A 22,883-nucleotide genomic window follows, 5' to 3' on the forward strand; every position below is an offset into this window, starting at 1 on the left:
TCAGGCCGCGTCCAGCGGGTGGAAGCGCGCGTGGATGCGGCGCCAGTCGTCGAAGCAGCGCTCGGCCGCCGCCACGCACTGCGGGTCGAACTGGCCGCCGCTGTTGTCGCGCAGGTAGGCCATGCCCTCGTCCAGCGTCCAGGCGCGCTTGTACGGCCGCGGATTGGTCAGCGCGTCGAACACGTCGGCCACCGCCACGATCCGGCCGGCCAGCGGGATCGCCTCGCCGACCAGGCCGCGCGGGTAGCCGCCGCCATCCCAGCGTTCGTGGTGGCAGGCGATGACGTCGTGCAGCAGCCCGGCGTAGCGTTCGTTGGCGAGGCCGAACTCGCGCATCATCGTCCCGATCATCTCGCTGCCCTTCTGCACGTGCGATTTGGCGATTTCGTATTCGTCCGCGTCCAGCTTCCCGGGCTTTTGCAGGATGTGGTCCGGGATCGCGATCTTGCCGATGTCGTGCAGGCCGGCGAACTGGAACAGGAACTCGACATCCTCGTCGCTGTGGCCCAGCCGCTCCGGCAGCGCCATCGCGATCGAGCGGGTGTAGTGGGCGACGCGGTCGAGGTGGCCGGCGGTTTCCTCGTCGCGATGGCGGCCCAGCTCGCGCGCCAGCGCCATCGCGCTGCGCAGCGCGCGGGTGGCGGACAGCGCGTGCGACACCAGCGACGAGATCAGCCCGGCGTAGCTGTCGAGCCGCAGGGTGACGTCGTTGCGGAAATGGCCGGGCTGGCGCGAATCGAAGAACAGGAAGCCCAGCAGTTCGCCCTGCGCGTACAGCGGGCAGGTGTAGCTGGAGCGGTAGCCGGCCGCCAGGATCCGCCGGGTATGTTCGCTGGGCGAACCGGCCAGCGAGGCCAGGTCGTCGATGATCCGGCTGCGGCCGTCCTCGTGCAGACGCCGCAGCGAAGGCACCTCCGCCAGCGGCACCTGGTAGCGCTCCAGCGGCGATTGCCCGTCGGAACTGTGGACGAAGGTGCTGAGCTGGCCGCTGTCGGCGTGGTACAGCGCGATGCCGATGCGGCCGATGTCGCCGACATGGCCCCGGATCTGCGCGTGGATGTCCGCGATCTTCCTGCTCAGCGTGTCGTCCTGCATCATCCGCCCTCCCCGGAACGGCCGCTGCGCGGCAATGGTCAGAAACCGTAGCGCAGGAAGCCGCCGTCCACCGCGATGCACTCGCCGGTGACGTAGCCCGACGCCGGCAGGCACAGGAAGGCGACCGCGGCGGCCACTTCCTCCGGCTCGCCGATGCGGCCCATCGGCGTGCGCAGCAGCACTTCGTCCAGATAGTCGGGATCGGCCAGCTTGCCGCTGGTGCGGCGGGTGCGGATGTACCACGGCGCGACGGCATTCACGCGGATGCCGTCCTCGGCCCACTCGACCGCCAGGTTGCGGGTCATCTGGTGCAGCGCCGCCTTGCTCATGCCGTAGGGCGCGCCGCTGCGCACGTGGGTGATGCCGGAGACGCTGCCGACGTTGACGATGCTCGACGCCGCGTGCTTCGACAGCAGCGGATGCGCCAGCCGGCACAGCTCGAAGGCGGAGAACAGGTTGGTTTCGAAGATGCCGCGCCACTGGTCCTCGCCGTAGTCCAGCGCGGGGCGCGTCACGTTGCCGCCGGCGTTGTTGACCAGGAGGTGCAGCCCGCCCTGGTCCTTGGCCCAGTCGAGGATCTCGGCGCGCTGTTCGTCGTCGGTGACGTCGGCCGGCAGCGCCAGCACCGGGTCTTCCGGGCCGGGGAACTCGTCCTCCAGCTCGGCGCGCGCGGCCTCCAGCAGTTCGGCGTCGCGCGCCACCATCAGCACCTGCGCGCCGAAGCCGAGCAGCTCGCGGCAGATCGCCAGACCGATTCCTGCGCTGGCGCCGGTGACCAGCGCGCGTTGTCCCGACAGGTTCCAGCGGGGCGAATGCATCGGCGACTCTCCATCCGGACGACCGGCGTAGGATAGGGCACGGCCCGCATCGGAGACCGCCATGCGCCGGAAAACCCCGCTGCTTTCCCTCGCCGCAAGCCTGTGCCTGCTCGTCGCGTGCAGCGCGCCATCGCCGCCGGATCCGGAGCAGCCGCCGAAACCGAAGGCGGCGGCATCCACCGTCGCCGCCGCCAACGCCTACAAGAACGCGGCGCGCGACGCGGTGGATGCGACCCGGACGCAGGCCGCCGAACAGGCGCGCGCGGCGAACGAGGCCGCGCGATAGGAAGATGCGCGCGCGGCGCGAACGCCGCCGCTACGGGCTCAGCGCGGCTCGCAGAAGCAGTACGCCAGCGCCTTGGTCCGCCCGCGGCCGCGCCCTTCCAGCGCGTCCTGCACGAAGCGCAGCGGCGCGTCCTGCGCCAGCGCGTGCGCGCGGCTGGCCAGCAGCAGTTCGCCTACGCCGGTATGCAGCAGGCCGAGGCCGGCGCGGCTGCGCATCAGCCCGGCCAGCAGCTGCGACAGCGGCACCGCGCTGTCTTCGAGGTAGCGGGTCTGCCACTGCTCGGGCTTGCCCAGCTTGGCGCGCGCGGCGGCATCGGCCACTGCGTCCTTCAGGCCCCCGAACGCATCGACCAGCCCGCGCTCCTTCGCCTGCGCGCCGCTCCACACGCGGCCCTGCGCCACCGCGTCGATCTGCTCCACGGTCTTGCCGCGCGCCTGCGCCACCTTGCCGGTGAAGTCGCGGTAGCCCTTGTCGATCATCGCCTGCACGGTGGCCGCCACGCCCGGGTCGAGCGGGCGGGTGACGTCGAACGCGCCGGCGTACCTGGTGGTGGCGACGCCGTCGGTGCGCACGCCCAGCTTGCCGAGGGTGCGGTCGATGGTGGGGATCAGGCCGTAGATGCCGATCGACCCGGTGATGGTGGACGGATCGGCGTAGATGCGGTCGGCGTTCATGCTGATCCAGTAGCCACCGGAGGCGGCCACGTCGCCCATCGACACCACCACCGGCTTGCCGGCGGCCTTCAGCGCGGCGACCTCGCGGCGGATCTGCTCGGAGGCGAACACTTCGCCGCCCGGCGAGTTGACCCGCAGCACCACCGCCTTCACGTCGTCGTCGCCGCGCGCCTGGCGCAGCAGGGCGGAGGTGGATTCGCCGCCGATCCGGCCGGGCGCGGCGGTGCCGCCGGCGATCTCGCCCTCGGCCACCACCACCGCGACCTGCGGGCGGATGTCGGCCTGCGGCAGCGCGCCGTCGAGGTGCTGCAGGTAGGTGTCCAGCGCGACCTGGCGGAAGCCGCCCTCGGCGTTGTCGTCGGCCACGCCGCGCTCGGCCAGCAGGTTGTCCACGTCCTCGCGGGTCTTCAGGCCGGTGACCAGCTTCTGCCGCAGCGCGAGCTGGGCCATGTCGCCGCGGGCGGCGGCCACCTGTTCCGGCAGCGTGTTGGCGTCGTTCTCCAGCGCGGCCGGGTCGAGGCCGCGCGCCTTGCCGACGTCGGCCAGCATGCGCTTCCACAGGTCGCCCATCCAGAACAGGTCGGCCTCCTTCGAGGCGGGCGAAGCGGCGTCGAGGATGTAGGGCTCGGCGGCCGACTTGTACTGGCCGACCTTGAACAGGTGCATGTCGATGCCGAGCTTGTCCTGCAGCGCCTCGCGGTAGTACTGCCGGTACGAGGCCAGGCCGTCCAGGCTCACGCCGCCCGGCGACATCGGGTCGAGGTAGATCTCGCTGGCCTGCGCGGCCAGCAGGTACTGGCCCTGCTCGTAGCTGTCGCCGTAGGCCACCACCTGCTTGCCCGCCGCGCGCACTGCGGCCAGCGCCGCCGCCACGTCGCGCAGCGAGGCGAAGCCGCTGGGCTGCAGGTCGTCGAGGTACAGCGCCACGCGTTCGATGCGCTTGTCGGTACGGGCCGATTCCAGCGCGCGCAGGGCGTCGCGCAGGCGGACTTCGCGGCAGTCGCGGCTGTCGGTGGCGCGCGCCAGGTTGCGGCTGAAGGCGTCGCAGCTGTACTGCTCCACCAGCCGGCCTTCGGGCGCGAACACCAGGGTCGAGCGCTGCTCCAGCGGCGCCAGCTTGCCGCCGCCGAACATCGCCACCAGCACGATCACCAGCACCAGCAGGAACAGCAGGTTGAACACCAGCCGGCGGGTGAAGTTGATCGCGTCCCAGGTGCCGACCACCAGGCGGGCGATGGGGCCGCGACGGCGCGGTTCGTTCATGGAGGGCTCCGGTGGAACGGATGGAACGGGGAAGAGGATTCGTCGTCTCCCCGAAAACGGGAAGGACGGCAAGTTCGAAGATGGATGCTAACGGGCCGGCGTCAAGGCTTCATGCGCAATCGGTCACGGTGACGGATGGCGACGGAGCGGGCGCCGGCATCGGCAGGCGCGCGCTGCTGCGCAGGAAGCGCCGGCACAGCAGCACCGCCGCCACGGTCAGCCCGGCGGTCAGGCCCAGCCACATCCCCGGCGCGCCCCAGCCCAAGCCGAGGCCCAGCCCGGCGCCGACCGGCATGCCGATGCCCCAGTACGCCAGCGCCGCCAGCCACATCGGCGCGCGGGTGTCCTTCAGCCCGCGCAGCGCGCCGGCGGAGACCACCTGGATGCCGTCCGGGAACTGGAACAGCGCCGCGTACAGCAGCAGGCTGCCGGCCAGCGCGATCACCGCCGCGTCGGTGCTGTACAGCCCGGCGATGGCGTGGTGGCCGAACAGCATCACCAGCGCCGACAGCGCCTGCGTGCCCAGCGCCAGCGCGAAGCCGGCGAACGCCGCGCGGCGCAGCCCGGCGCGGTCGCCGCGGCCCAGCGCGTGGCCGACCCGCACGGTGGTCGCCTCGGCCACGCCGAACGGCACCATGAAGCACATCGAGGCCACGTTCAGCGCGATCTGGTGCGAAGCCACCGGCACGTCGCCCAGCCGCCCGATCAGCAGCGCGGTGGCGACGAACAGTCCGCCCTCCATCGTCACCGTCACCCCGATCGGCAACCCGGTGCGCAGCAGGTCGAGGATCACCGCCGGCTTCGGCCGCTCGAAGCGCGCGAACAGGCGCAGGTCGGCGAAGCGTTTCGCCCGCCACAGGTACAGCGCGAAGGCCAGCGCCTGCAGCCAGAACATCGCCGCCGAGGCGTAGCCCACGCCGGCCGCGCCCAGTTCGGGGAAGCCGAGCAGGCCGTTGGTCATCACATAGCCGGCCGGCGCCAGCAGCAACAGGCCGCCGAAGCCCAGCAGCATGGTCGGCATCGACCAGTGCAGGCCGTCGCTGAGGTAGCGCATGCACAGGTAGAGGGTGAAGCCCGGAATGCCCCAGCGGATCGCGTGGATGAAGGCGGTGGCGCCCGGCACGATGTCCGGTGCGATCCCCATCGGCCCCAGCGCCAGCGGGAACAGCGACATCAGCGCGAACAGCAGCACGCCCAGCGCCGCCGCCAGCCACAGCGCCTGCCGGAACAGCGGCGCGATCTCGTTGCGACGGCCCGCGCCGTCCAGCTGCGACACCGACGGCGGCAGCGCCATCAGTGTGCCCATCGGCATCATCATCGGCAGCCAGAACAGCGCCGCGCCCACCGCCACCGAGGCCAGCGTGACGGTGCCGTGGTGGCCGGCGACCACGGTGTCGATGAAGCCGACCAGCCCGTGCGACAGGTGCCCGGCCGCCAACGGCGCGGCCAGGCGCGCGCTGTGGCGCACTTCGTCGAGGAAGCGGGGCGGGGCGGATGGAATGGCGGGCATGCAGGTATTTCTCGCCATGCCCGCTTTGGACAGACATTCGTCTGTCAGCAGCGGCGCGGGAATGACGAAATTGGAAGAGGGATGACGATTCGCACGCTGGCGTCAGCGCGCGCGGGCTGCCATCTTACCCGGCGCCAGGAGGATGCCGATGAACGACGCCACCGACAGTTCGACCGTTCCCGCCCCGCAGGGCGCCTGCCGCAACTGCGGCACGCCGCTGCTGGGCGAGCACTGCTACGCCTGCGGCCAGCCGGTGAAAGGGCTGATGCGGCCGCTGGGCAATCTGTTCGGCGACATCCTGGACAGCGTGTTCGACCTCGACCTCCGCGTGTTCCGCACCATCGGCCCGCTGTTCGCCAAGCCGGGCTTCCTGAGCCGCGAATATTTCGCTGGCCGCCAGATCCGCTACGTCACCCCGTTCCGGCTGTTCTTCCTCCTGGCCGTGGTCACGTTCTTCGTGGCCCAGCTCACCACCGACGGGCCGAACTTCAACATCGGCGGCGAAGCGGACGGCATCGCCGCCGCCACCACCGTGTCCGAAGTGGAGAAACGCCGCGACGCCGCGCTGGCCCAACTGGCCGAGGGCAAGCAGAAGATGATCGGCACGCCCGCCGCCACCGGCATCATCGGCATGGAAGTCGGCGAACAGGCGGTGCGCGAGGAAGCCGACAGGCGCATCAAGCAGCTGCAGGGCGCGCAGGCCAAGGGCGAACCGCCGCCGGCGCCGGACAAGGACGGCAACCACGGCCTCAACTTCAAGGTCAACGGCAAACCCTGGAATGCCGAGACTAACCCGCTCGACACCTGGCTGCCCGCGTTCGGCGACCGCTGGTTCAACAAGCAGCTGGAACGCAGCAACGAGAACATCCAGCGCCTCCAGAACGACAAATCCGCGTTCAAGGACGCGGTGCTGAGCGCGGTGCCATCCACCCTGTTCGTGCTGGTGCCGATCTTCGCGCTGATGCTGAAGCTGGCCTACCTGTTCAAGCGCCGGCTGTACATGGAGCATCTGGTAATCGCCCTGCACAGCCACGCCTTCCTGTGCCTGGACCTGCTGTTGCTGCTGCTGGTGCTCGCCTTGCAGAGCGCGGTGGCGCCGGAAGCGGGCGTGCTGCACGGGCTGCTCGGCTTGATCGAGAAGGCGCTGCTGGTGTGGATGCCGGTCTACCTGCTGCTGATGCAGAAGCGGGTGTACGGGCAGGGCTGGCCGATGACGCTGCTCAAGTACTTCGTGCTGGGCACCTGCTACACGGTGCTGCTGAGCTTCGCGATCGTCGCCAGCATGGCGATCGGCCTGGTGGCGATGTGAGCGCGAGCGACGAGGTGATCTACGAGGTCAACCTCGACGTCGATGCCGGCATCGAGGCGGACTATCGCACCTGGCTGCACGACCACGTGGCGCGGATGCTGGCCCTGCCGGGCTTCGTCGACGCGCGCATGACCGAAGTGCTGGACCCCGCGCCCGCGCCGGGCCGCGTCGTCTTCTGCGTGCACTACCACCTGCGCGACGAGGCGGCGTTGCAGGACTACTTCGACCGCCACGCCACCGGCATGCGCGGCGACGGCATGGCGCGCTTCGGCGACCAATTCCGCGCCAGCCGGCGGGTGCTGCGGATCGTCTGAAACGCGACGGGGGCGCCTGAGCGCCCCCTCGGACAGTGCGGAACCGGATTACAGATCGAAACCGAAGCCCGCGCCGGCGCTGGATTCGCCGCTGCCGAAGCTGGCGCCGACCGAGAACGAACCGCGATCGCCGATGCGCTTGCCGTAGCCGATCGACACCGCGCCCTGCCCGCCCTGCGCGCCCACGCCGATCGCCATCCGCCCGCGCGGGCTGTTGCCGATCGCCGCGTTCACCGCCATCTGCGTCATCGCGCTGCCCATCGCGCCGATCCGGTCGATGCGGCGGTCGGTCTGGGCGAAACGGCGGTCAGTCTGCTGCTGGAACTGGGTGAAGCTGTCGTTCCACGCGGCGAACTTCTGGTCGGTGTAGGCGTTGGCCGAGGCCAGCGTCGCGGCGGACTGCGTGTCGGTGTAGGACTTCGAGGCGGTCAGGGTGGCAGCATCGCCAGTGTTGGCGTAGGCCTGCGCCGATGCCAGCGATGCCGCAGCGCCGGCGTCGGCATGCGCGTTGGCGGAGGCCAGGGTGGCGGCGTCGCCGGCATCGGCATGCGCGTTGGCCGTGCCGACCGCGTTGTTGGCGGCGGTCAGCGCGGAATCGGCCGTGGCTTGCGCGTTGGCCGCGTTGGTCAGCGCGGTGTCGGCGGTGGCCTGCGCAGTGGCCGCATTGGTCAGCGCGGTGTCGGCGGTGGCCTGTGCAGTGGCCGCATTGGTCAGCGCGGTATCTGCGGTGGTCTGTGCGGTGGCCGCGGCGGATGCCGCACCGTCGGCGGTTGTCTGTGCAGTCGCGGCATTGGCCAGTGCGGCATCGGCGGTGACCTGCGCGGCGCCGGCGGCGGTTGCGGCGCCGGTGGCCGTGGCCTGCGCGGCATCGGCCGTGGCCTGCGCAGTGGCGGCATTGGCGTTCGCGCCCGCCACCGCGGTGTCCAGTTGGCCCTTGTTGACCGCATCGGTCGCGGCCACGCCGTTGGCGACGCCGCCGACCACGTTGCTCCCCATATTGACTACGGTGTTGTTGACGATGGTGAAGCTGGCGCCACCGCCGCCCACGGTCAGGCCGGTGAACGTGGGCGTGCCGCTGAAGCCGTAGCGGATGGTGTTGCCGCTGCGGGTGACGGTGAGGTTGTTGTTGGGATCGTCGGTCGCGAAATCCACGCTTTCGCCGTTGCTGATCGCTTCCTGGGCGCCGCCGCCGGCGCTCAGGCTCCAGCCGCTGCCGGCAATGGCGGTGTTGAGCTGGCCGACATTCACGGCGTCGGTGGCGTTGATCCCGGCGGCGAGGTTGATCAGCCTTCGCTGCAAACCGGAATTGCCGATCGAGATGACATTGGCCTGGCCGCCGTCGTTGCTGTTGTAGCCCAACGCCACCGAACCGCCACCGTTGGCCCACGCGCTGCTGCCGAGCGCGATGTTGTTGTCGGTGCCGGTGGCGCCTGCCGCGCCTCCGAACGCGCCGCCGCAGCAGCCCTCCTCGCCGGTGCCGCCGGTGCCTGCGCTGCTGCCGTTGCCGATGGCGATATTGTTGTTGCCGCCCTTGCCGCCGGCTCCACCGAAGCCCCCCGAGTTGCCTTCGCCGCCATCGCCGCCGCGCCCTGCGCTGCTGCCTATGCCAAAGGCGAGATTGCCTGTTCCCCCGATGCCGCCGGCGCCGCCGGTGCCGCCCGAATTGCCGTATCCGCCATTCCCGCCGCTGCCGGCGGAGCTGTTCTTTCCGATGGCGACGTTGTCGGTTTCGGTGCCCTGACCACCCGCGCCTCCGCTGCCGCCGGAACCGGAGGGGCCGCCGTTGCCGTTCTTGCCGACGTTGCTTCCGGGCATGCACGCCATCGCGCCGGTGGTGGTGTCCTGCGTGCAGGGCTCGGTGGCCGTGGTGCCGCCCGCGACTTGCGCAAACGCAGGCGTGGCACCGGCCAGCAGGATCAGGGACACGGCCGCGGCCAGCGGGCGGCTTGAGGGGCGGCGGGAAGCGGGAAGCAAGCGTTGCATGAGGAAATACCGTGGTCCGTGGATGGTGCGCGCACGCTAGTCCCGCCCGTGTCTGCGCGGTATCCACGAAATCAGGTAGCGGCTACGGATCGGTGGCTGTCAGGCCGCCAGCGGCATATCCAGCCGCAATTCGGTGCCGGGCGCGGCATCGCGAACCTCCAGCGATGCGCCCAGCCGCTGCACGCGCAGGCGCATGCTGGCAAACCCGGCGCCGCCGCCATCGGCCCGTGGTGACGCCATGCCCATCGGGCCGACGCCATCATCGGTTACCCGCATCCGCAGGCGTGCGCCCTCGCGCTCGATGCGCACGTCCACGCACCGTGCGCGGCTGTGCTTGAACACGTTGGTCAGCGCTTCCTGCAGCAATCGCAGCAGATCCAGGCTGTGTGCCGGCTCCAGATGCACGCCGTCCAGTCCCTCGACTTGCCAGCGCGCGTCGATGCCGGCGGCATCGAGCAGGCGGCTGGCGCGGTGCCGCAACGGGGCGATCAATTCGGCGAGGCTTGCCTGCTCCTGCGCGGTGGTGTCGATCACCAGCCGCAGGTCGTCGCGCATCTCCTTGAGCAGCGCCACCAGGTCGGCTTTCGAGGTGTCCTCCGGCGCCTGCTGCAGGCGCGCGATCGCGCCCACCAGCGTGCCGCCGAAGCCGTCGTGCAGGTCGCGCACCAGCTGCAGGCGCTCGCCGGCGCGGCTGTGCGCCAGTTCCAGCGCGTGTTTCTGGGTCAGCATGGCCGACAGTTCGCCGGTCGCCACGGCCACTTCGCGCTGCAGCTCGGCGTTGAAGCCTTCCACCCGCCGCATCGTGGCGGCGAAGCGGTGCGCCAGCACGAAGCCAAGGCCCAGCAGCATGATGGGCGAGGCGAATGAGCCGATCATGGTATCCGCGCGCACCAGGCCGATGTAGATGGCGAAGTCGTACAGCGCGGTGAACAACGGGATGACGATGCACAGGCCCAGCACCTTCTGGTCGGTGCGGCCGTGGCGCAACGCCCAGACCATGAACGCCGCGCTGGCTGCGTAGTGCAGGCCGATCATCGGCATGACGTAGACGTTGCGGTGCGGCCCGAACACCTGCGGCAGCGCCAGCGCCAGTGCGAACACGACCGCGGCCACGCCCAGCAGCGCGCGCTCCGTGCGCGGCCAGCGGCGATCGGCGAAGCGCAGCAGGAAGATCAGGTAGCAGGCCGCCATCGCCATGTAGCAACCGGCCACGAACGCCTGCCAGCCGTCGGTGGTGGAAAACGGCCACGGGCTGGCCTTCACCCAGTTCAACCCGTACAGCATTCCGAACAGGCCGTTCAGCGCGTACCAGCCGTAGGTCGTGTCCTGCCGGCGCAGCAGCCAGAACAGGCCGAACACCGCCGCCAGCACCGCGCCGATGGCGGTGTCCAGCATCTGCAGGTCGAAGCGCACGCGCTTGTTGGCGCGGAACAGCGCCTGCACCTGTTCCGGATCGCCCACGGTGACGGTGCCGAACGCGGGCTGGTAGGCGACGAGGCCGGACACGCGCACCAGCAGTTCGTTCTCGCCCGGCTTCAGCAGCGGCGCATCCAGCAGGTAGTACTGCGGCGCCACCCACGCGCGCGACAGCGGTTCCGACAGCGAGGCGCCGCGTCCGATCAGACTGCCGTTGACGTACACCGCGCCGGCCATGCAGATGTAATCGAGCAGCAGGCCGGTGGGCGCGTGCGCGTCGGCCTGCTGCCAGCGCACGCGATACCAGACCACGCCGTCGTGCTCCGGCCAGCGCGTCTGCCACTGGTCCATCAGCGTCACCGGCGTCCAGCCGGTGGCGGGCGGTGAAGCGTCGTTCCAGTGGCCGCGCACGGCTTCGGCGCGGACGAGCGTCCGCGGCGCCTGCGCGCGGGCAGGGTTGCAGGCCTGCAGGGCCAACAGCAGCAGGAGCAGGACGCCGAGCGGATTCCGCATCAGTGCAGCAGGCCCAGCGCCTGCGCTTCGAACACCGCCGCCGTGCGCGAGCCGACTTCCAGCTTGCGGTAGATGTTGCGGGTATGGGTTTCGATGGTCAGCCGCGACAGCCCGGTGCTGTCGGCGATCTCGCGGTTGGACAAGCCGCGCGCCACCAGCCGCAGGATCTCGGTTTCGCGCGCGGACAGATGGATGGTCTCATCCGCGGGCGGCGGCGGTTCGGCCTGCGGCAGCAGGGCCAGCAGGCGGCGGGCGATGACCGGGTCGATGGCCGCGCCGCCGCGATGCAGGCAGCGCAGCTGCATGGCGAGTTCGATGTTCTCGGCGTGCTTGAGCAGGTAGCCGGAGGCGCCATGGCGCAGCGCGGCCAGGATGGTGCCTTCCTCCGCCCAGCTCGACACGATCACCGCTGGCAGCGCGGGCCGGGTACGGCGCAGCCAGCCGATGAAATCCACGCCGCAGCCATCGGGCAGTTGCACGTCCACCAGGGCCAGCGCGTAGGGAACATCGCCCGTCGCCAGGCGGCGCGCATCGGCCAGCGTGCCTGCCGCGTCGATGCGCGCGTCCGCGCCCGCCACTTCCGTCAGCAGGCCGCGCAGGCGCTGCTGCGCGAAGGCGTCGTCCTCCACGATCAAGGCGGGCGCGAGCGCCACGGTGGGAAAATCGTTCATGCGTGCCCCTGTCCCGGCGCGGCCAGTGTAGCGGCTCGCGATGGACGGCCAGGGGCCGCCGACCGCACCGCTCAGCGCTGCAACCGCTCCCGCAGCCAGGCGCCGCGCTGCGCGGGCGACTGCGCCAGCAGTTCGCGTCGCAGGGTGGCGCGCGCTTCCGGCGGCGTGGTCTGCGCCAGCCGGGCCAGCGCGTCGATGTCCTCGGGCGTCGCTTCGCGCAGCAGGCGCAGCAGCGGTTCGCGTTCATCGGCATCGACCTGCGCGAACAGCGCGACGATGCGCGGCCAGAATCGGCCCAGCTGCGGCCCCAGGTGCCAGCCGCGGTGGGCGTCGAACGGCAGCTGCGCGTAGCGGCTGCGCAGCGCTTCCTGTTGGTCGATGGGCAACGCGTCGAAGCGGGCGGCGGTGGCGCGCAGGGTGGCGCGCTCGGTGTCGGTCAGCGCCTGCCATTCGGTCCAGGCGCCGCGCTGCGCCGCACGCGCCTGCGGCGACAGGCGATCCCAGGCCTGCATGCGGCCGGCGATGTCGCCGTCTTCCGCGATGAGCGCGGGGGTGGCGGCGTCCAGCGGCAGGGCGTCGCTGGCTTCCGCGTGCAGCCAAGCCAGCAGCGGCAATCGAAGGGCCAACTGCAACTCGTATGGCGCGGCCAGCAGGTCGCGGTCGGGATGCAGGGCCGGATCGGCGGCGTCGAAGCGCGCCTTCGGCGCATCGGCCGGCGGCAGCGCTTCGCGCTTCACCTGGTTGCGCCATTCGTCCAACAGCTCGCGTCCGCGCGGATGCAGGAAGAAGGTCGCGGCCAGCGCCACCGCGCAGGCGGCGACGCCCAGCCACAGCCAGCGCAGGCGGCGGCGATGGGGCGGGCCGGCGTCGGTGCCGGGAGCTTGCGCCGGCGACGAGGCGTCGGCGATGGGCGCGGCTTCCGGTGGCGTGTCAGGCAATGCGTCCAGCGCGCGCTGCGCGGTGGCGCGCCACGCGCGCCAGACGTCCACGTCCGGCTGGCCGAGCGGGGTGCGCGGCAGGGCGTCGCGGATCCGCTGCTGGTAGGCGTCGATGCCGATGCCCAGCGCGGCCGCCGCGTCGGCGTCCTCCAGTGCGGCTACCAGATGCAGCAGGACGGCGGCCCGCACCGGCGGGGCGAGCCGGGCGACGCCGGGCAGCGGGCCCGGCGTGCCGGCGACGGTCTGCGCCATCGCCGGGACCGACAGCAGCAGGCGCCAGTATTGCCGGGGCCACTGCGCCAGCGGCCATTGGCCGGCATCCGCGGCGAAGACCCGCGCGGCCACCGCCAGCGCGCGCCGCGCGGCGTCGGCATCGCCGGCCTGGACCTGGACCAGCAGGCGGGCGCGTCGGTCCAGGCCGCGCAGGAACGCGGCCACCGCCGCAGGTCGTGGGGATGGGGGCGTATTCGCGGTCATGGCAGGCGGGCAGGCACGCTGCATCTTAATGAGGAAGGTCTGAACCGGTCCGCGCACAAGCCGGGCTTGGGGTGCCAACGGATGCTTGACAGGCCGGAACGCGCAAGCTCCGCAAGCCACCGTGCGGGCTGCGGCCTTGGCGGTTGTGCACAGCCGTGAAAAAACCGTCACATCTGCCTGTTCCACGCCCGAGGGTTGTCGGCGGGGTACCGGGTTCCACGCTCAACCGATTGATTTCAATGGAGATTGAGAGTGTGGCGGTTTTTTGTCCATCGGGGCCGGAAGTCCATTGGAACGGGACCTGCGCACCCCCTTCCCGGGCGCATGCACAGAGTTATCCACAGCAAGTGTGGATAAGGACAGTTTCCTTTTGGAAACATGAGCTTGCTGGAATTTCGTGCGCGATTTCTCAACTTTGCGCGGTAGCTGAACGGAGGCGGGGTATCCGATGGCCGCTTGACAGCCGCGTGGACGGCGGCTCCGCGAGCCGGCGGGCGGGTCGCGGGCGAACCGGTTGTGCACAGCCGGGAAAGAACCGCCCTCAACCCTGGTTCCACGATTTCGGGATGCGATCTCGCTGCCGCGTTCCACGCGCAACCTATTGATATTAAATTACTTTGCCGGCGTGGCACTTTTTTGACCATGCGCTTGGGAGCGCTGCTGGAACGGCCCTCGCGCACCCGTGCCGGCCACACATGCACAGCGTTATCCACAGGCGATGTGGATAAGGGCGATTCCCCAGCAACAACAATGCGTTGCGTCATGTTCGTGCGGGATTCGTCAGGTGTGGCGCGCAAGCCGGCCATGCGGAGTTGCGGCCACCGCTAGACTGGCGCGATGCCGATCCCGCTTCCCGTGCTGCGCGTCGCCCTGCCGGTGCCGCTGCCGCGCCTGTTCGGCTACCTGCCGCCGCCAGGCGCGGAGGCCGGGGCGGTGGCGGTCGGGCAGCGCCTGCGGGTGCCGTTCGGGCAGCGCGAGGTCTGCGGCGTCGTGGTCGGGCACGGCGAGGCGGAGCCGGGCGTGGAACTGCGCGCCGCGCTGGAGATTCTGGACGACGGCCCGCTGCTGCACGGCGAACTGCTCGCCTCGCTGCGCTGGCTGGCCGGCTACCTGCACGCGCCGCTGGGCGAGGTGCTGGCGACCGCGCTGCCGGCGTCGCTGCGCCGCGGCGAACCGCTGCCGGACATCGCCCGCCACGGCTGGGTATTGAACGAGGCCGGCCGCACCGCGCTGCCGGCGATGCGCGCGGGCAAGCCGAAAGCGCTGGCCGCGCTGTTGGCGGAAGCGCGCGGCGAAGACTGGCTGGACGATGCCTCGCCGGGCTGGCGCACGCCGCTGCGGGGGCTGCGCGAGCGCGGGCTGGTGGAGCGCGTCGTGCCGGAGGAGAAAGTGGGGTCGGAGTCGCCTTTCCGAGGCAAAGGCGACTCCGACCCCACTTTCTCGCCCAACGCCGAACAGCAGCTCGCCATCGATGCGATCCGCGCGGCCGACGGCTTCGCCCCGTTCCTGCTCGACGGCGTCACCGGCAGCGGCAAGACCGAGGTCTACCTGCAGGCCATCGCCGACTGCCTCGCGCGCGGCAAACAGGCGCTGGTGCTGGTGCCGGAGATCGGCCTGACCCCGCAGGCGCTGGCGCGTTTCCGCGCGCGGCTGGGCGTGCCGGTGCACGCGCTGCATTCGGGATTGAACGACGGCGAGCGCGCGGCGGCCTGGTGGGCGGCGGCCAGCGGGCAGGCGCGGGTGGTCGTCGGCACGCGCTCGGCGATCTTCGTGCCGCTGCCGGAGGCCGGACTGGTCGTGGTGGACGAGGAACACGACGGCAGCTACAAGCAGTTCGACGGCATCCGCTACCACGCCCGCGATTTCGCCATCGTCCGCGCGCGCGCGCTGGGCGTGCCCATCGTGCTGGGCAGCGCCACGCCCTCGCTGGAGACGCTGCACAACGCGCAGGCCGGGCGCTACGCGCATCTGCGCCTGCGCCAGCGGGCCGGCGCCGCGCAGCCGCCGCGCGTGCGCGTGCTGGACGTGCGCAAGCGGCCGCTGCAGGCCGGCCTGTCGGAAGACGCGCTGGGTGCGATCAGGAGCGCGCTGGACGCCGGCGGCCAAGTGCTGGTGTTCCGCAACCGCCGCGGCTACGCGCCGGTGCTGCTCTGCCACGACTGCGGCTGGAGCGCGCACTGCCCGCGCTGCAGCACGGAGGACAAGCCCACGCCGATGACCGTGCACGCGCACGGCAAGCGCCTGCAATGCCACCACTGCGGCTACCGCAAGCCGTCGCCGCCGGCCTGTCCCGACTGCGCCAGCCTGGCGTTGCAGCCGCAGGGCAACGGCACCGAGCGGATCGAGGAGGAATTGGGGGCACGCTTCTCCGACGTGCCGGTGCTGCGCATCGACCGCGGCAGCACCGGTCATCGCGACGCGCTGCAAAAGCATTTCGATGCGCTGGGCGCCAGGCCCGGCGTCCTGATCGGCACGCAGATGCTGGCGAAGGGACACGATCTGCCGAACCTCACCTTGGTCGTGGTGGTCGGCATCGACGAAGGCCTGTTCTCCGCCGATTTCCGCAGCGGCGAAAAACTCGCGCAACTCTTGGTGCAGGTGGCCGGCCGCGCGGGCCGCGCCGACAAGCCCGGCGAAGTGCTGTTGCAGACCCATCATCCCGAGCATCCGCTGCTGCAAACGCTGGTGGGCGGCGGCTACCACGCCTTCGCCGAAGCGGAACTGGCGATGCGCGAACTGGCCGGCTTCCCGCCGTTCGCGCACCTGGCGCTGCTGCGCGCGGAGGCGAAGCACGCCGATCCGCCGCTGCGCTTCCTGCACGAAGCGAAGGAGGCGCTGCGCGAATTTCCGGTCGACGCCTCCGGCCCGCTGCCCGCCCCGATGCCGCGCCGCGCCGGCTACCAGCGCGCGCAGCTGATCCTGTCCGCGCCGCAGCGCCGCGACTTGCACGCGGCGCTGGATGCGCTGGTCCCGACGCTGTACGCCTCGCCCGAGGCGAGGCGGGTGCGCTGGTCGCTGGACGTGGATCCGGTCGACCTGTACTAGCGCGTCACCACGTCCGCTTCAGCGGATGCGCCTCGGTGTTGAACACGATGCCGTCGAAGTCCAGCGCCGTCGCCGGGGCGAACAGCAGGTAGTAGTACTTGAACGTCTCGGCGAACAGGAAGCTCTCCATCGAGTCGAGCTTCTCCTTCGTGCGCACGTCCTTCAGCGCGGCGAAGCCGTGCTCGGTGCGGGTGGCGCGCACGAAATCCTCGAAGAACACCTTGCCCATGCCGCGGTAGCGCGCGTCGCCGGTGTAGTGATGCAGGTAATAGGCGGATTCGACGATCTCCGGCCGCAGCGCGTAGCCCGGCGAGCGCACGTCCATCGCCGCGTAATCCAGCGATTCCGGCTCGATGCCGTGCAGCCGCCACATCTTCAAACCGGATTCCTGCAGGCGTTTGGCGCGGTCGAGATCGCCGCCCAGCGCCAGCAGGCCGGGCATGAACGCATCCAGCGCGCCGTAGGTGGTGGAGGTGCGCTGGCCGCTGTCCATGTCGGCGTGGCCGTACCAGAGTTCGCCGTCGCGCACCTCGTCGGCGAGGTACTTGTTCACCGGGCCGATGCTGTCGTCCCACATGCGCTTGCAGTCCTCGTCGCCGAACAGCTTCCAGCACTTCAGCAGATATTCGTAGTACGAGTCGATGCCGCCGGCGATCGAGCTGTCGGTGTTTGTCCACTTGCCGGTTTCGACGTCGATGTTCAGGCCGACCAGGCCGATCTTCGAGCGGCGCTTGTACGTCTCCATCAGCGCGCGCTTGGCCTTGTCGTAGTACGCCTGCTTGCCGGTCAGCTTGGCCAGCGTGCCGAACTCCAGCAGCAGGGTGCCGGTCTCGGCCGGGTTGCTGACCTTGCCGCTCACCTTGCCGGTGCGCAGGTTGACGTGGGTGTAGGGCAGGCCGGTGGGGCTGTCGAACACGGGCGACAGGCGCGTGCCGAGGTCGTCGGCCAGCGCCAGCAGGCGCTTGTCGCCGGTCATCTGGTAGCCGGACAGCAGGCCGCCGAGCAGGCGGATGGTGACCTCGAAGTTCTGCACGTCGATGTCCTGGTCGAACGAGAGCTGGGTAACGATCAGCTCGCGCGCCTCGTTCGCCTCCTTGTCCATGCCGAGCAGCAGCAGCGTGTCCAGCGCATCCACCGGCGACATCAGCAGCGGCACCGGGTACCAGTCGCGCGGTGCGGCGCTGATCGGCTTCAGGTCGTCGTGGCCCTTGGCGTACTGCATGTAGCCCTGCCAGGCATGGCGGACTTCGGCGCGCACCTGTTCGGCGAGGCGGGCGGCTTCGACGTCGTCCACCTTCGGCACCTCGGCCAGCGCGGCGGGTCCGGCGGTGGCCGTCGCGGCGGCGGGAGCGGAAGCGGCGGGCGCCTGTCCGTTGCAGGCGGACAGCGCCAGCAGCAGGGCGGCGACCAGCGGGGCGGTGCGCAGGGCTCGGGTCATCATCGTGTCCTCGTCGGGGAAGCGGTGTCGCGTGGAAGGGAAGCGGAATGCAGGACGTCGCCCAGCGTCTGCACGCGCAGCGCGGCGCGCAGGGCGGGCAGGTCGGCGCTGCTGCGCACGGCCAGCTCGCGGGTTTCGCCGGGCAGCAGGTCGATAGCGTTGTCGTCGATGACGGCGTCGAGGCCGTCGAACGCGATCCATGCCGCGCGCACTAGCTGGTTGGCGTGCAGGCGCAGGACGGCGTGGTCGCCTTCGGTGCGGAGTTCGGCCTGCCACTGGTGGGCGGCCAGCGCTTGTTCTTTTGCCGGTACGAAGTGCACCAGCCGCCGCGCCAACACTGCGCCGTCGCGCAGCAGCTCGAATACGGCCACGCTGCGCTTCGGATCGTGGCCCATGAGCAGGTCGGCATCGACGAAGCGCGCCACGTCGGTGACGCCCATCGGCGACAGGGTGACGGTTTCCTGCTGGCGCGCGAACTCGCGGCCCTCGACGTCCATCACCCGCACGCGCCATTGCGCGGTGACCGCGTCGCGACCGTCGTTGAGCAGGCTGAAGCGGGTGACGCCGTCGTCGTCGCGCAGCGCCGCCACCGCCACGTCGGCGAAGAAGCGGCGCGCGTGGAAGTGCAGCGCCTTCCAGTGGCCGAAATAATCGAGACTCGACCACGACGCGCCCGGCCACACGTCGTTGAGCTGCCAGTACAGCGAGCCCATCGTGTAAGGACGCGAAGCGCGATGGTGCAGCGCGGCCAGTTCGATGCCCTCGGCCTGCATCACCTGGCTGAGGTAGATGAAGTCGGGGAACGAGCGTGGCGTGCCGTAGTCGCGCTCGATGTAGAGCAGCAGGCGCTCGTTGCCCTTGCCGGCCATGAACTTCTGGTGGGCGCGGATCACCGGGCCGTCGATGCGTTGCTCATCGCGTGCGGCGAACGCATCCACGGTGGAAAGCTGCGGCCACGCCTGCAACCCGTATTCGGACATGAAGCGCGGCGTCTCGCGCAGGTAGGCGGTCGGCGGCAGCGCCGGGCCGCCCCACACGTCCCAGTAGTGCTTGTCGCCGCGCCTGGAATCGTTGGCCTTGGCATCGAGATCGTTGCTCGGCGAACTCGACCAGTACGGCACGCCCAAGCCTTCCTCGGCCACCACCTTGCGCAAGTCGTTGCCGAACAACTCGGCGTAGCCCTGCCAAACCGTGGCGGCGAACCCGGGATCGGCGGCGGTCAGCGCCTTGCCGTGGCCCCAATCCTTCCACGCGGTTTCTTCCTCGTTGTTGCCGCACCACAGCACGAGGCTGGGGTGATGGCGCAGGCGGCGGATGTTGTCGCGCGCCTCGGCCACCACGCTGGCGCGGAACGTGGGATCGAAGGCGGGCTGCATGCCGCCGCCGAACATGAAGTCCTGCCAGACCAGCAGGCCGAGTTCGTCGGCGATGTCGAAGAAGTCGTCGCTCTCGTAATAGCCGCCGCCCCAGTTGCGCAGCATGTTCATGTTGGCGTCGCGCGCGGCCTGCAGGTCGCGGCGCAGGCGCTCGCGGGTGACCCGCGCCGGGAACATGTCGAACGGAATCACGTTCGCGCCCTTGGCGAACACCGGCACGCCGTTGACGACGAAGGCGAAGCCCTGCCCGCCGTCGGCGTCCTCGTCGCGGCGCAGTTCGACGGTGCGCAGGCCGGTGCGCAGCGAAGCGTCCTGTGCGCCTTCCACGGTCGCCTGCACGCGGTAGCGATCCTGCGCGCCGTAGCCCACCGGCCACCAGCGGCGCGGCTGCGCGATCTGCACGGGCAGTTGCAGCGCGTTGTCGCCGATTTGCAGCATCACGCGGCGTTCGCTGCGGGCGACGCGCTTGCCGTCGGGATCGAACATCTCCACCGCCACGCGCACCTTGCCCGCCGCCGCGTTGTCCATCTGCAACTGCACGGTCAGCGCCGCGCGCTGCGCGTCCAGCGCGTCGGTGCGCACCGCGAGATCGGTGATGCGGCGTTCGTTCCAGCTTTCCAGATGCACCTCGCGCCACACGCCGGCGGTGACGTAGCGCGGCCCCCAGTCCCAGCCGAAGTGATAGGCCGGCTTGCGCACGAAGTTGCCGACCATCGCGTCCGCCGGTTCGTCGCCGTAGGGCGAGGGGTAGTTGCCGGCGATCTTGTGCGGCATCGCCTGCACGCGCGGCAGCAGGGTGCGGATCGGCGAGCGGAACACGATGCGCAGTTCATTGTCTTTCGCGCGCAGGCGGCCATCGACGCGCGCGCGCCAGATGCGGTGCGCGTTGTCGGCGTCCAGCAGCGGCGCGCCGTTGAGGCTGACCTCGGCGAAGGTGTCGAGGCCGTCGAAGCGCAGTTCGGCGTGTGGGCGCGCCAGCGTCTCAGCATCCACGTCGAAGCGCGCGCGGTATTCCCAGTCGGCGAGGCCGATCCATTGCAGGCCGGCTTCGGCCGCGCCGACATAGGGATCGCCGATGACGCCGGCCGCCAGCAGATCGGTGTGCACGCTGCCCGGCACCTGCGCCGGCCGCCATGCGTCGAGGCCGGGATGCGCTTGAAGCTGTGCATCGCCGGGCAGCAGGCGGAAGCTCCACTGCGCGCGCAGTGGAGCGGCGGTGGCGATGCCGACGACGCCGCACAGGGCAAGCAGCAGCGCGGCCTGCCACAGCCGGAAGGCGCGGGCTTGCATCGATCCAAATCGAGTGCGTCTGTGCTGCATGCTGCCTTTGCCTCCTGTCCACTCAATCCCCGCGAAGGCGGGAGTTGCTCTGATGACGAGCTTCACTCGTCGTCGCCGCGTCTCGCGAAAACTCCCTCCCTTTCGCCGCAGGCGAAGGGGAGGGTTGGGGAGGGGTTGCTGTTCGCGCGAAAAGCGACTCCCTCCCGACCTCCCCCTGCGCTGCGCGCAAGGGGAGAAGCAAAGCTCAGCCCACCACGTTCAACACTTCGTAGCAGGCGCCCATCGTGTGGTAATCGGTCTTGCCGGCCGGACTCTTCTCGTCGTCGTACTTGCGGTTGTCGGCGTCGAGGATGCGGAACCACGCGCCGTACTGGTGATCGACCATGTGTCGCCACACATACGCCCACAGCCTGTCGTACTGCTGCCAGTACGCGGCATCGCCGGTGCGGTGCGCGAGCAGCGCGGCGACGGCCAGCGATTCGGCCTGCACCCAGAAATACTTGTCGTCGTCGCAGACGAAGCTGTCGCCGCCGATGGGTGCGCCGTCCATGCCGGGCTGGCGGCGCACTTCCGGCGCGAAGCCGTAGTACAGCCCGCCGCGCGCCTCGTCCCACGAGCGCGCGACCGCCGTGTCGAACAGCTGCCGCGCGGTCGGCACCAGCCAGTCGGCATCGACGTGGCGGTCGAGGATCAGCAGCAGCTTGGCCCATTCGGTCTGGTGGCCGGGCTGGAAGCCCCAAGGGCGGAACAGGTGCTTGGGGTTGTCGAGGTTGTAGTTCCAGTCGATGTTCCAGTCGCGGTCGTAGTGCTCCCACACCAGTCCGCCGGCCTTGGCCGCCTGCCGGCGGGTCATGTTGTCGGCCAGTTGCAGCGCGCGTTGCAGGTAGCGTTGCTCGCCGCTGGCCTCGAACGCCGCCAGCATCGCCTCGCACATGTGCATGTTGGCGTTCTGGCCGCGATAGCCGGTGAAGTTCCACTGCGCGTCGGCCTCGTCGCGGTACAGGCCGTGCTGCGGTTCCCAGAAGTGGCGCTCCAGCAGCTGCCAAGTCTCGTCCATCCAGCCGCGCGCGTCCTCGATGCCGACCTTCAGGCCGCAGGAATAGGCCAGCAGCACGAAGGCCACGCCGTAGCAGTGGTTCATGTCGTCCTCGACCCGGCCGTCGCGCAGCGTCCACGCATAGCCGCCGGTGGCGGGATTGCGGTGCACGTCGCGCAGGTAGTGCAGGCCGTGCTTCACCGCATCCAGATACTCGGGATTGCCGAACGCGCGGTACGCCATCGCGTAGTTGAAGACGAAGCGCGTGCTGCTGACGAGGTGGCGATGGCCGGCGTCGTAGACCGTGCCGTCGTCCTTGAAGTAGTGGAAGAAGCCGCCGGCGGGATCGATGCAGCGCGGGTGGTAGAAGGCCAGGGTGTCGGCGATGTGCGCGCGCAGGACAGCGGGCGAGCGGAAATCGGGCATGGGCGTGGCGGGCAGGTTCATGCGATGGCGTCCTGTTGTTCCAGCAGCTGGTGCACTTCGTCGAGCGTGGGCATGGCGGCGAACGCGCCCTTGCGGGTGACCGCCAGCGCGCCGACCGCCGCGCCGAAGCGCAGCACTTCGGCGATGGCGTCGCGGTCGCGGCAGAACGCCGCGAAACCCGCGCCGCTGGCGCCGCGTTCGGCCAGCGCGTGCAGCACGCCGCCGACGAAGGCGTCGCCGGCGGCGGTGGTGTCCAAGCAGGGCACGCGGAAGCTGGGAGCGATGCCCTGCACGTCGCGCGTCCACCAGCGCAGCGGCGCGGCGCCGTCGGTGACGATCACCCAGCGCGCGCGCGCGGCCAGCAGCCGGTGCAGCACTTGCGCTTCGCCTTCATGGCCGAGCGGCTGTGCCAGATAGTCCAGCTCCTCGCGCGAGAGTTTCACCAGCTCGGCGCGCTCCAGCGCCTGCCACAGCCGCGGTATCGGATCGACGGCGGCATGCCACAGTGCGGGGCGCAGGTTGAGGTCGAGGCTGACCAGCGCGCCGGCATCGCGCGCGCGCTCCATGCCGGCGAAGGTGGCGTCCGCGATGCCGGCTTCGGTCAGGCTGTTGGAGCAGACGTGGAAGCAGCCGGTGCCGTCGAAGCAGCCCGGCCGGAAGTGTTCGTCGCGGAACAGCAGGTCGGCGGCGGGCGGGCGGTAGAAGCTGAAGCTGCGCTCGCCGTGCGCGTCCAGCGCGACGAAGGCCAGCGCGGTCTTGGCGGCGTCGGTGCGCACGATCAGGTCGGTGGCGACGCCGGCCTCGGCGAGGCTTTCGACGAGGAAGTCGCCGAACATGTCGCGCCCGACCATGCCGGCGAAATGGCTGCGTGCGCCCAGCCGCGCCGCCGCCACCGCGACGTTGGCCGGCGCGCCGCCCGCGTACTGCAGGAACGCGCGCGGCGCGTCCGCCGTGGCCGGCGGCTGCGCCAGCATGTCGATCAGGATTTCGCCGAAGCAGACGATCTTGCCCATC

At 70.5% G+C, this 22,883-nt stretch carries 16 protein-coding genes; 4 read left to right on the forward strand and 12 right to left on the reverse strand.

Annotated elements, in window-relative coordinates:
- Entirely contained in the window at positions 1-1,098 is a 1,098-nt protein-coding gene (locus H9L17_RS09075) for an HD-GYP domain-containing protein (RefSeq protein ID WP_223158039.1), read from the reverse strand.
- Between the two features lie 35 nt (positions 1,099-1,133).
- Positions 1,134-1,913: an SDR family oxidoreductase gene (locus H9L17_RS09080; RefSeq protein ID WP_187569151.1), complete on the reverse strand. Its 780-nt coding sequence runs from the start codon at positions 1,911-1,913 to the stop codon at positions 1,134-1,136.
- Positions 1,914-1,974: 61 nt separating this feature from the next.
- On the opposite strand from H9L17_RS09080, the gene H9L17_RS09085 reads away from it, so the two are divergent.
- Entirely contained in the window at positions 1,975-2,199 is a 225-nt protein-coding gene (locus tag H9L17_RS09085) for a hypothetical protein (RefSeq protein WP_187569152.1), read from the forward strand.
- 38 nt (positions 2,200-2,237) lie between these two features.
- On the opposite strand, the gene sppA is transcribed toward H9L17_RS09085, so the two are convergent.
- Together sppA and H9L17_RS09095 are read right to left on the reverse strand one after the other, a co-directional pair.
- Positions 2,238-4,136 carry a signal peptide peptidase SppA gene (gene sppA / locus H9L17_RS09090; RefSeq protein WP_187569153.1) on the reverse strand — a complete coding sequence of 633 codons (1,899 nt, stop codon included), beginning with the start codon at positions 4,134-4,136 and terminating at the stop codon, positions 2,238-2,240.
- A 109-nt stretch (positions 4,137-4,245) separates the two neighbouring features.
- Entirely contained in the window at positions 4,246-5,646 is a 1,401-nt protein-coding gene (locus H9L17_RS09095) for an MATE family efflux transporter (RefSeq protein WP_187569154.1), read from the reverse strand.
- Between the two features lie 148 nt (positions 5,647-5,794).
- On the opposite strand from H9L17_RS09095, the gene H9L17_RS09100 reads away from it, so the two are divergent.
- Both H9L17_RS09100 and H9L17_RS09105 read left to right on the forward strand, forming a co-directional pair.
- Positions 5,795-6,955, forward strand: coding sequence for a DUF3667 domain-containing protein (locus tag H9L17_RS09100; protein WP_187569155.1), 1,161 nt, complete (start codon positions 5,795-5,797; stop codon positions 6,953-6,955).
- Positions 6,952-7,269, forward strand: coding sequence for a DUF4286 family protein (locus H9L17_RS09105; RefSeq protein ID WP_187569156.1), 318 nt, complete (start codon positions 6,952-6,954; stop codon positions 7,267-7,269). The genes H9L17_RS09100 and H9L17_RS09105 overlap by 4 nt, the downstream gene beginning before the upstream one ends.
- A 48-nt stretch (positions 7,270-7,317) precedes the next feature.
- On the opposite strand, the gene H9L17_RS16145 is transcribed toward H9L17_RS09105, so the two are convergent.
- The 4 genes from H9L17_RS16145 to H9L17_RS09125 all read right to left on the reverse strand — a co-directional run bounded on the left by H9L17_RS16145 (position 7,318) and on the right by H9L17_RS09125 (position 13,267).
- Positions 7,318-9,195, reverse strand: a complete 1,878-nt coding sequence (locus H9L17_RS16145) for a hypothetical protein (RefSeq protein WP_187569157.1) — start codon at positions 9,193-9,195, stop codon at positions 7,318-7,320.
- 156 nt (positions 9,196-9,351) lie between these two features.
- Positions 9,352-11,181 carry a sensor histidine kinase gene (locus tag H9L17_RS09115; RefSeq protein WP_187569158.1) on the reverse strand — a complete coding sequence of 610 codons (1,830 nt, stop codon included), beginning with the start codon at positions 11,179-11,181 and terminating at the stop codon, positions 9,352-9,354.
- Positions 11,181-11,852, reverse strand: a complete 672-nt coding sequence (locus tag H9L17_RS09120; protein ID WP_187569159.1) for a response regulator transcription factor — start codon at positions 11,850-11,852, stop codon at positions 11,181-11,183. Before H9L17_RS09120 ends, H9L17_RS09115 begins: the two co-directional genes overlap by 1 nt.
- Before the next feature lie 71 nt (positions 11,853-11,923).
- On the reverse strand, positions 11,924-13,267 hold the full coding sequence (locus H9L17_RS09125) for a DUF3106 domain-containing protein (protein WP_187569160.1): 1,344 nt from the start codon (positions 13,265-13,267) through the stop codon (positions 11,924-11,926).
- Between the two features lie 837 nt (positions 13,268-14,104).
- Here H9L17_RS09125 and H9L17_RS09130 point away from each other — a divergent pair.
- Positions 14,105-16,312 (forward strand): primosomal protein N', encoded by a 2,208-nt coding sequence (locus H9L17_RS09130; protein ID WP_187569161.1) that lies wholly within the window; start codon positions 14,105-14,107, stop codon positions 16,310-16,312.
- A 4-nt stretch (positions 16,313-16,316) separates the two neighbouring features.
- Here H9L17_RS09130 and H9L17_RS09135 read toward each other — a convergent pair whose 3' ends face one another.
- From H9L17_RS09135 to H9L17_RS09150, 4 genes are all read right to left on the reverse strand, one after another.
- Positions 16,317-17,750 (reverse strand): glycoside hydrolase family 47 protein, encoded by a 1,434-nt coding sequence (locus H9L17_RS09135; RefSeq protein WP_187569162.1) that lies wholly within the window; start codon positions 17,748-17,750, stop codon positions 16,317-16,319.
- Positions 17,750-20,416: a beta-mannosidase gene (locus H9L17_RS09140; RefSeq protein WP_187569163.1), complete on the reverse strand. Its 2,667-nt coding sequence runs from the start codon at positions 20,414-20,416 to the stop codon at positions 17,750-17,752. The genes H9L17_RS09135 and H9L17_RS09140 overlap by 1 nt, the downstream gene beginning before the upstream one ends.
- Before the next feature lie 235 nt (positions 20,417-20,651).
- Positions 20,652-21,890: an AGE family epimerase/isomerase gene (locus tag H9L17_RS09145; protein WP_187569164.1), complete on the reverse strand. Its 1,239-nt coding sequence runs from the start codon at positions 21,888-21,890 to the stop codon at positions 20,652-20,654.
- Complete coding sequence (locus H9L17_RS09150; protein ID WP_187569165.1) at positions 21,887-22,882, reverse strand: carbohydrate kinase family protein; 996 nt, start codon at positions 22,880-22,882, stop codon at positions 21,887-21,889. The genes H9L17_RS09145 and H9L17_RS09150 overlap by 4 nt, the downstream gene beginning before the upstream one ends.
- Position 22,883: the final 1 nt, after the last annotated feature.

The sequence above is a fragment of the Thermomonas brevis genome (assembly GCF_014395425.1).
GTDB lineage: Bacteria > Pseudomonadota > Gammaproteobacteria > Xanthomonadales > Xanthomonadaceae > Thermomonas > Thermomonas brevis.

Excerpts from the sequence above, each read along its gene's own strand:
- H9L17_RS09130 (WP_187569161.1), top strand. The coding sequence starts at position 14,105 with ATGCCGATCCCGCTTCCCGTGCTGCGCGTCGCCCTGCCGGTGCCGCTG.
- H9L17_RS09080 (WP_187569151.1), bottom strand. The coding sequence starts at position 1,913 with ATGCATTCGCCCCGCTGGAACCTGTCGGGACAACGCGCGCTGGTCACC.
- H9L17_RS09075 (WP_223158039.1), bottom strand. The coding sequence starts at position 1,098 with ATGATGCAGGACGACACGCTGAGCAGGAAGATCGCGGACATCCACGCG.
- H9L17_RS09100 (WP_187569155.1), top strand. The coding sequence starts at position 5,795 with ATGAACGACGCCACCGACAGTTCGACCGTTCCCGCCCCGCAGGGCGCC.
- H9L17_RS09085 (WP_187569152.1), top strand. The coding sequence starts at position 1,975 with ATGCGCCGGAAAACCCCGCTGCTTTCCCTCGCCGCAAGCCTGTGCCTG.
- H9L17_RS09145 (WP_187569164.1), bottom strand. The coding sequence starts at position 21,890 with ATGAACCTGCCCGCCACGCCCATGCCCGATTTCCGCTCGCCCGCTGTC.
- H9L17_RS09150 (WP_187569165.1), bottom strand. The coding sequence starts at position 22,882 with ATGGGCAAGATCGTCTGCTTCGGCGAAATCCTGATCGACATGCTGGCG.
- H9L17_RS09120 (WP_187569159.1), bottom strand. The coding sequence starts at position 11,852 with ATGAACGATTTTCCCACCGTGGCGCTCGCGCCCGCCTTGATCGTGGAG.
- H9L17_RS09135 (WP_187569162.1), bottom strand. The coding sequence starts at position 17,750 with ATGACCCGAGCCCTGCGCACCGCCCCGCTGGTCGCCGCCCTGCTGCTG.
- H9L17_RS09125 (WP_187569160.1), bottom strand. The coding sequence starts at position 13,267 with ATGACCGCGAATACGCCCCCATCCCCACGACCTGCGGCGGTGGCCGCG.
- H9L17_RS09115 (WP_187569158.1), bottom strand. The coding sequence starts at position 11,181 with ATGCGGAATCCGCTCGGCGTCCTGCTCCTGCTGCTGTTGGCCCTGCAG.
- H9L17_RS09095 (WP_187569154.1), bottom strand. The coding sequence starts at position 5,646 with ATGCCCGCCATTCCATCCGCCCCGCCCCGCTTCCTCGACGAAGTGCGC.
- H9L17_RS09140 (WP_187569163.1), bottom strand. The coding sequence starts at position 20,416 with ATGCAAGCCCGCGCCTTCCGGCTGTGGCAGGCCGCGCTGCTGCTTGCC.
- sppA (WP_187569153.1), bottom strand. The coding sequence starts at position 4,136 with ATGAACGAACCGCGCCGTCGCGGCCCCATCGCCCGCCTGGTGGTCGGC.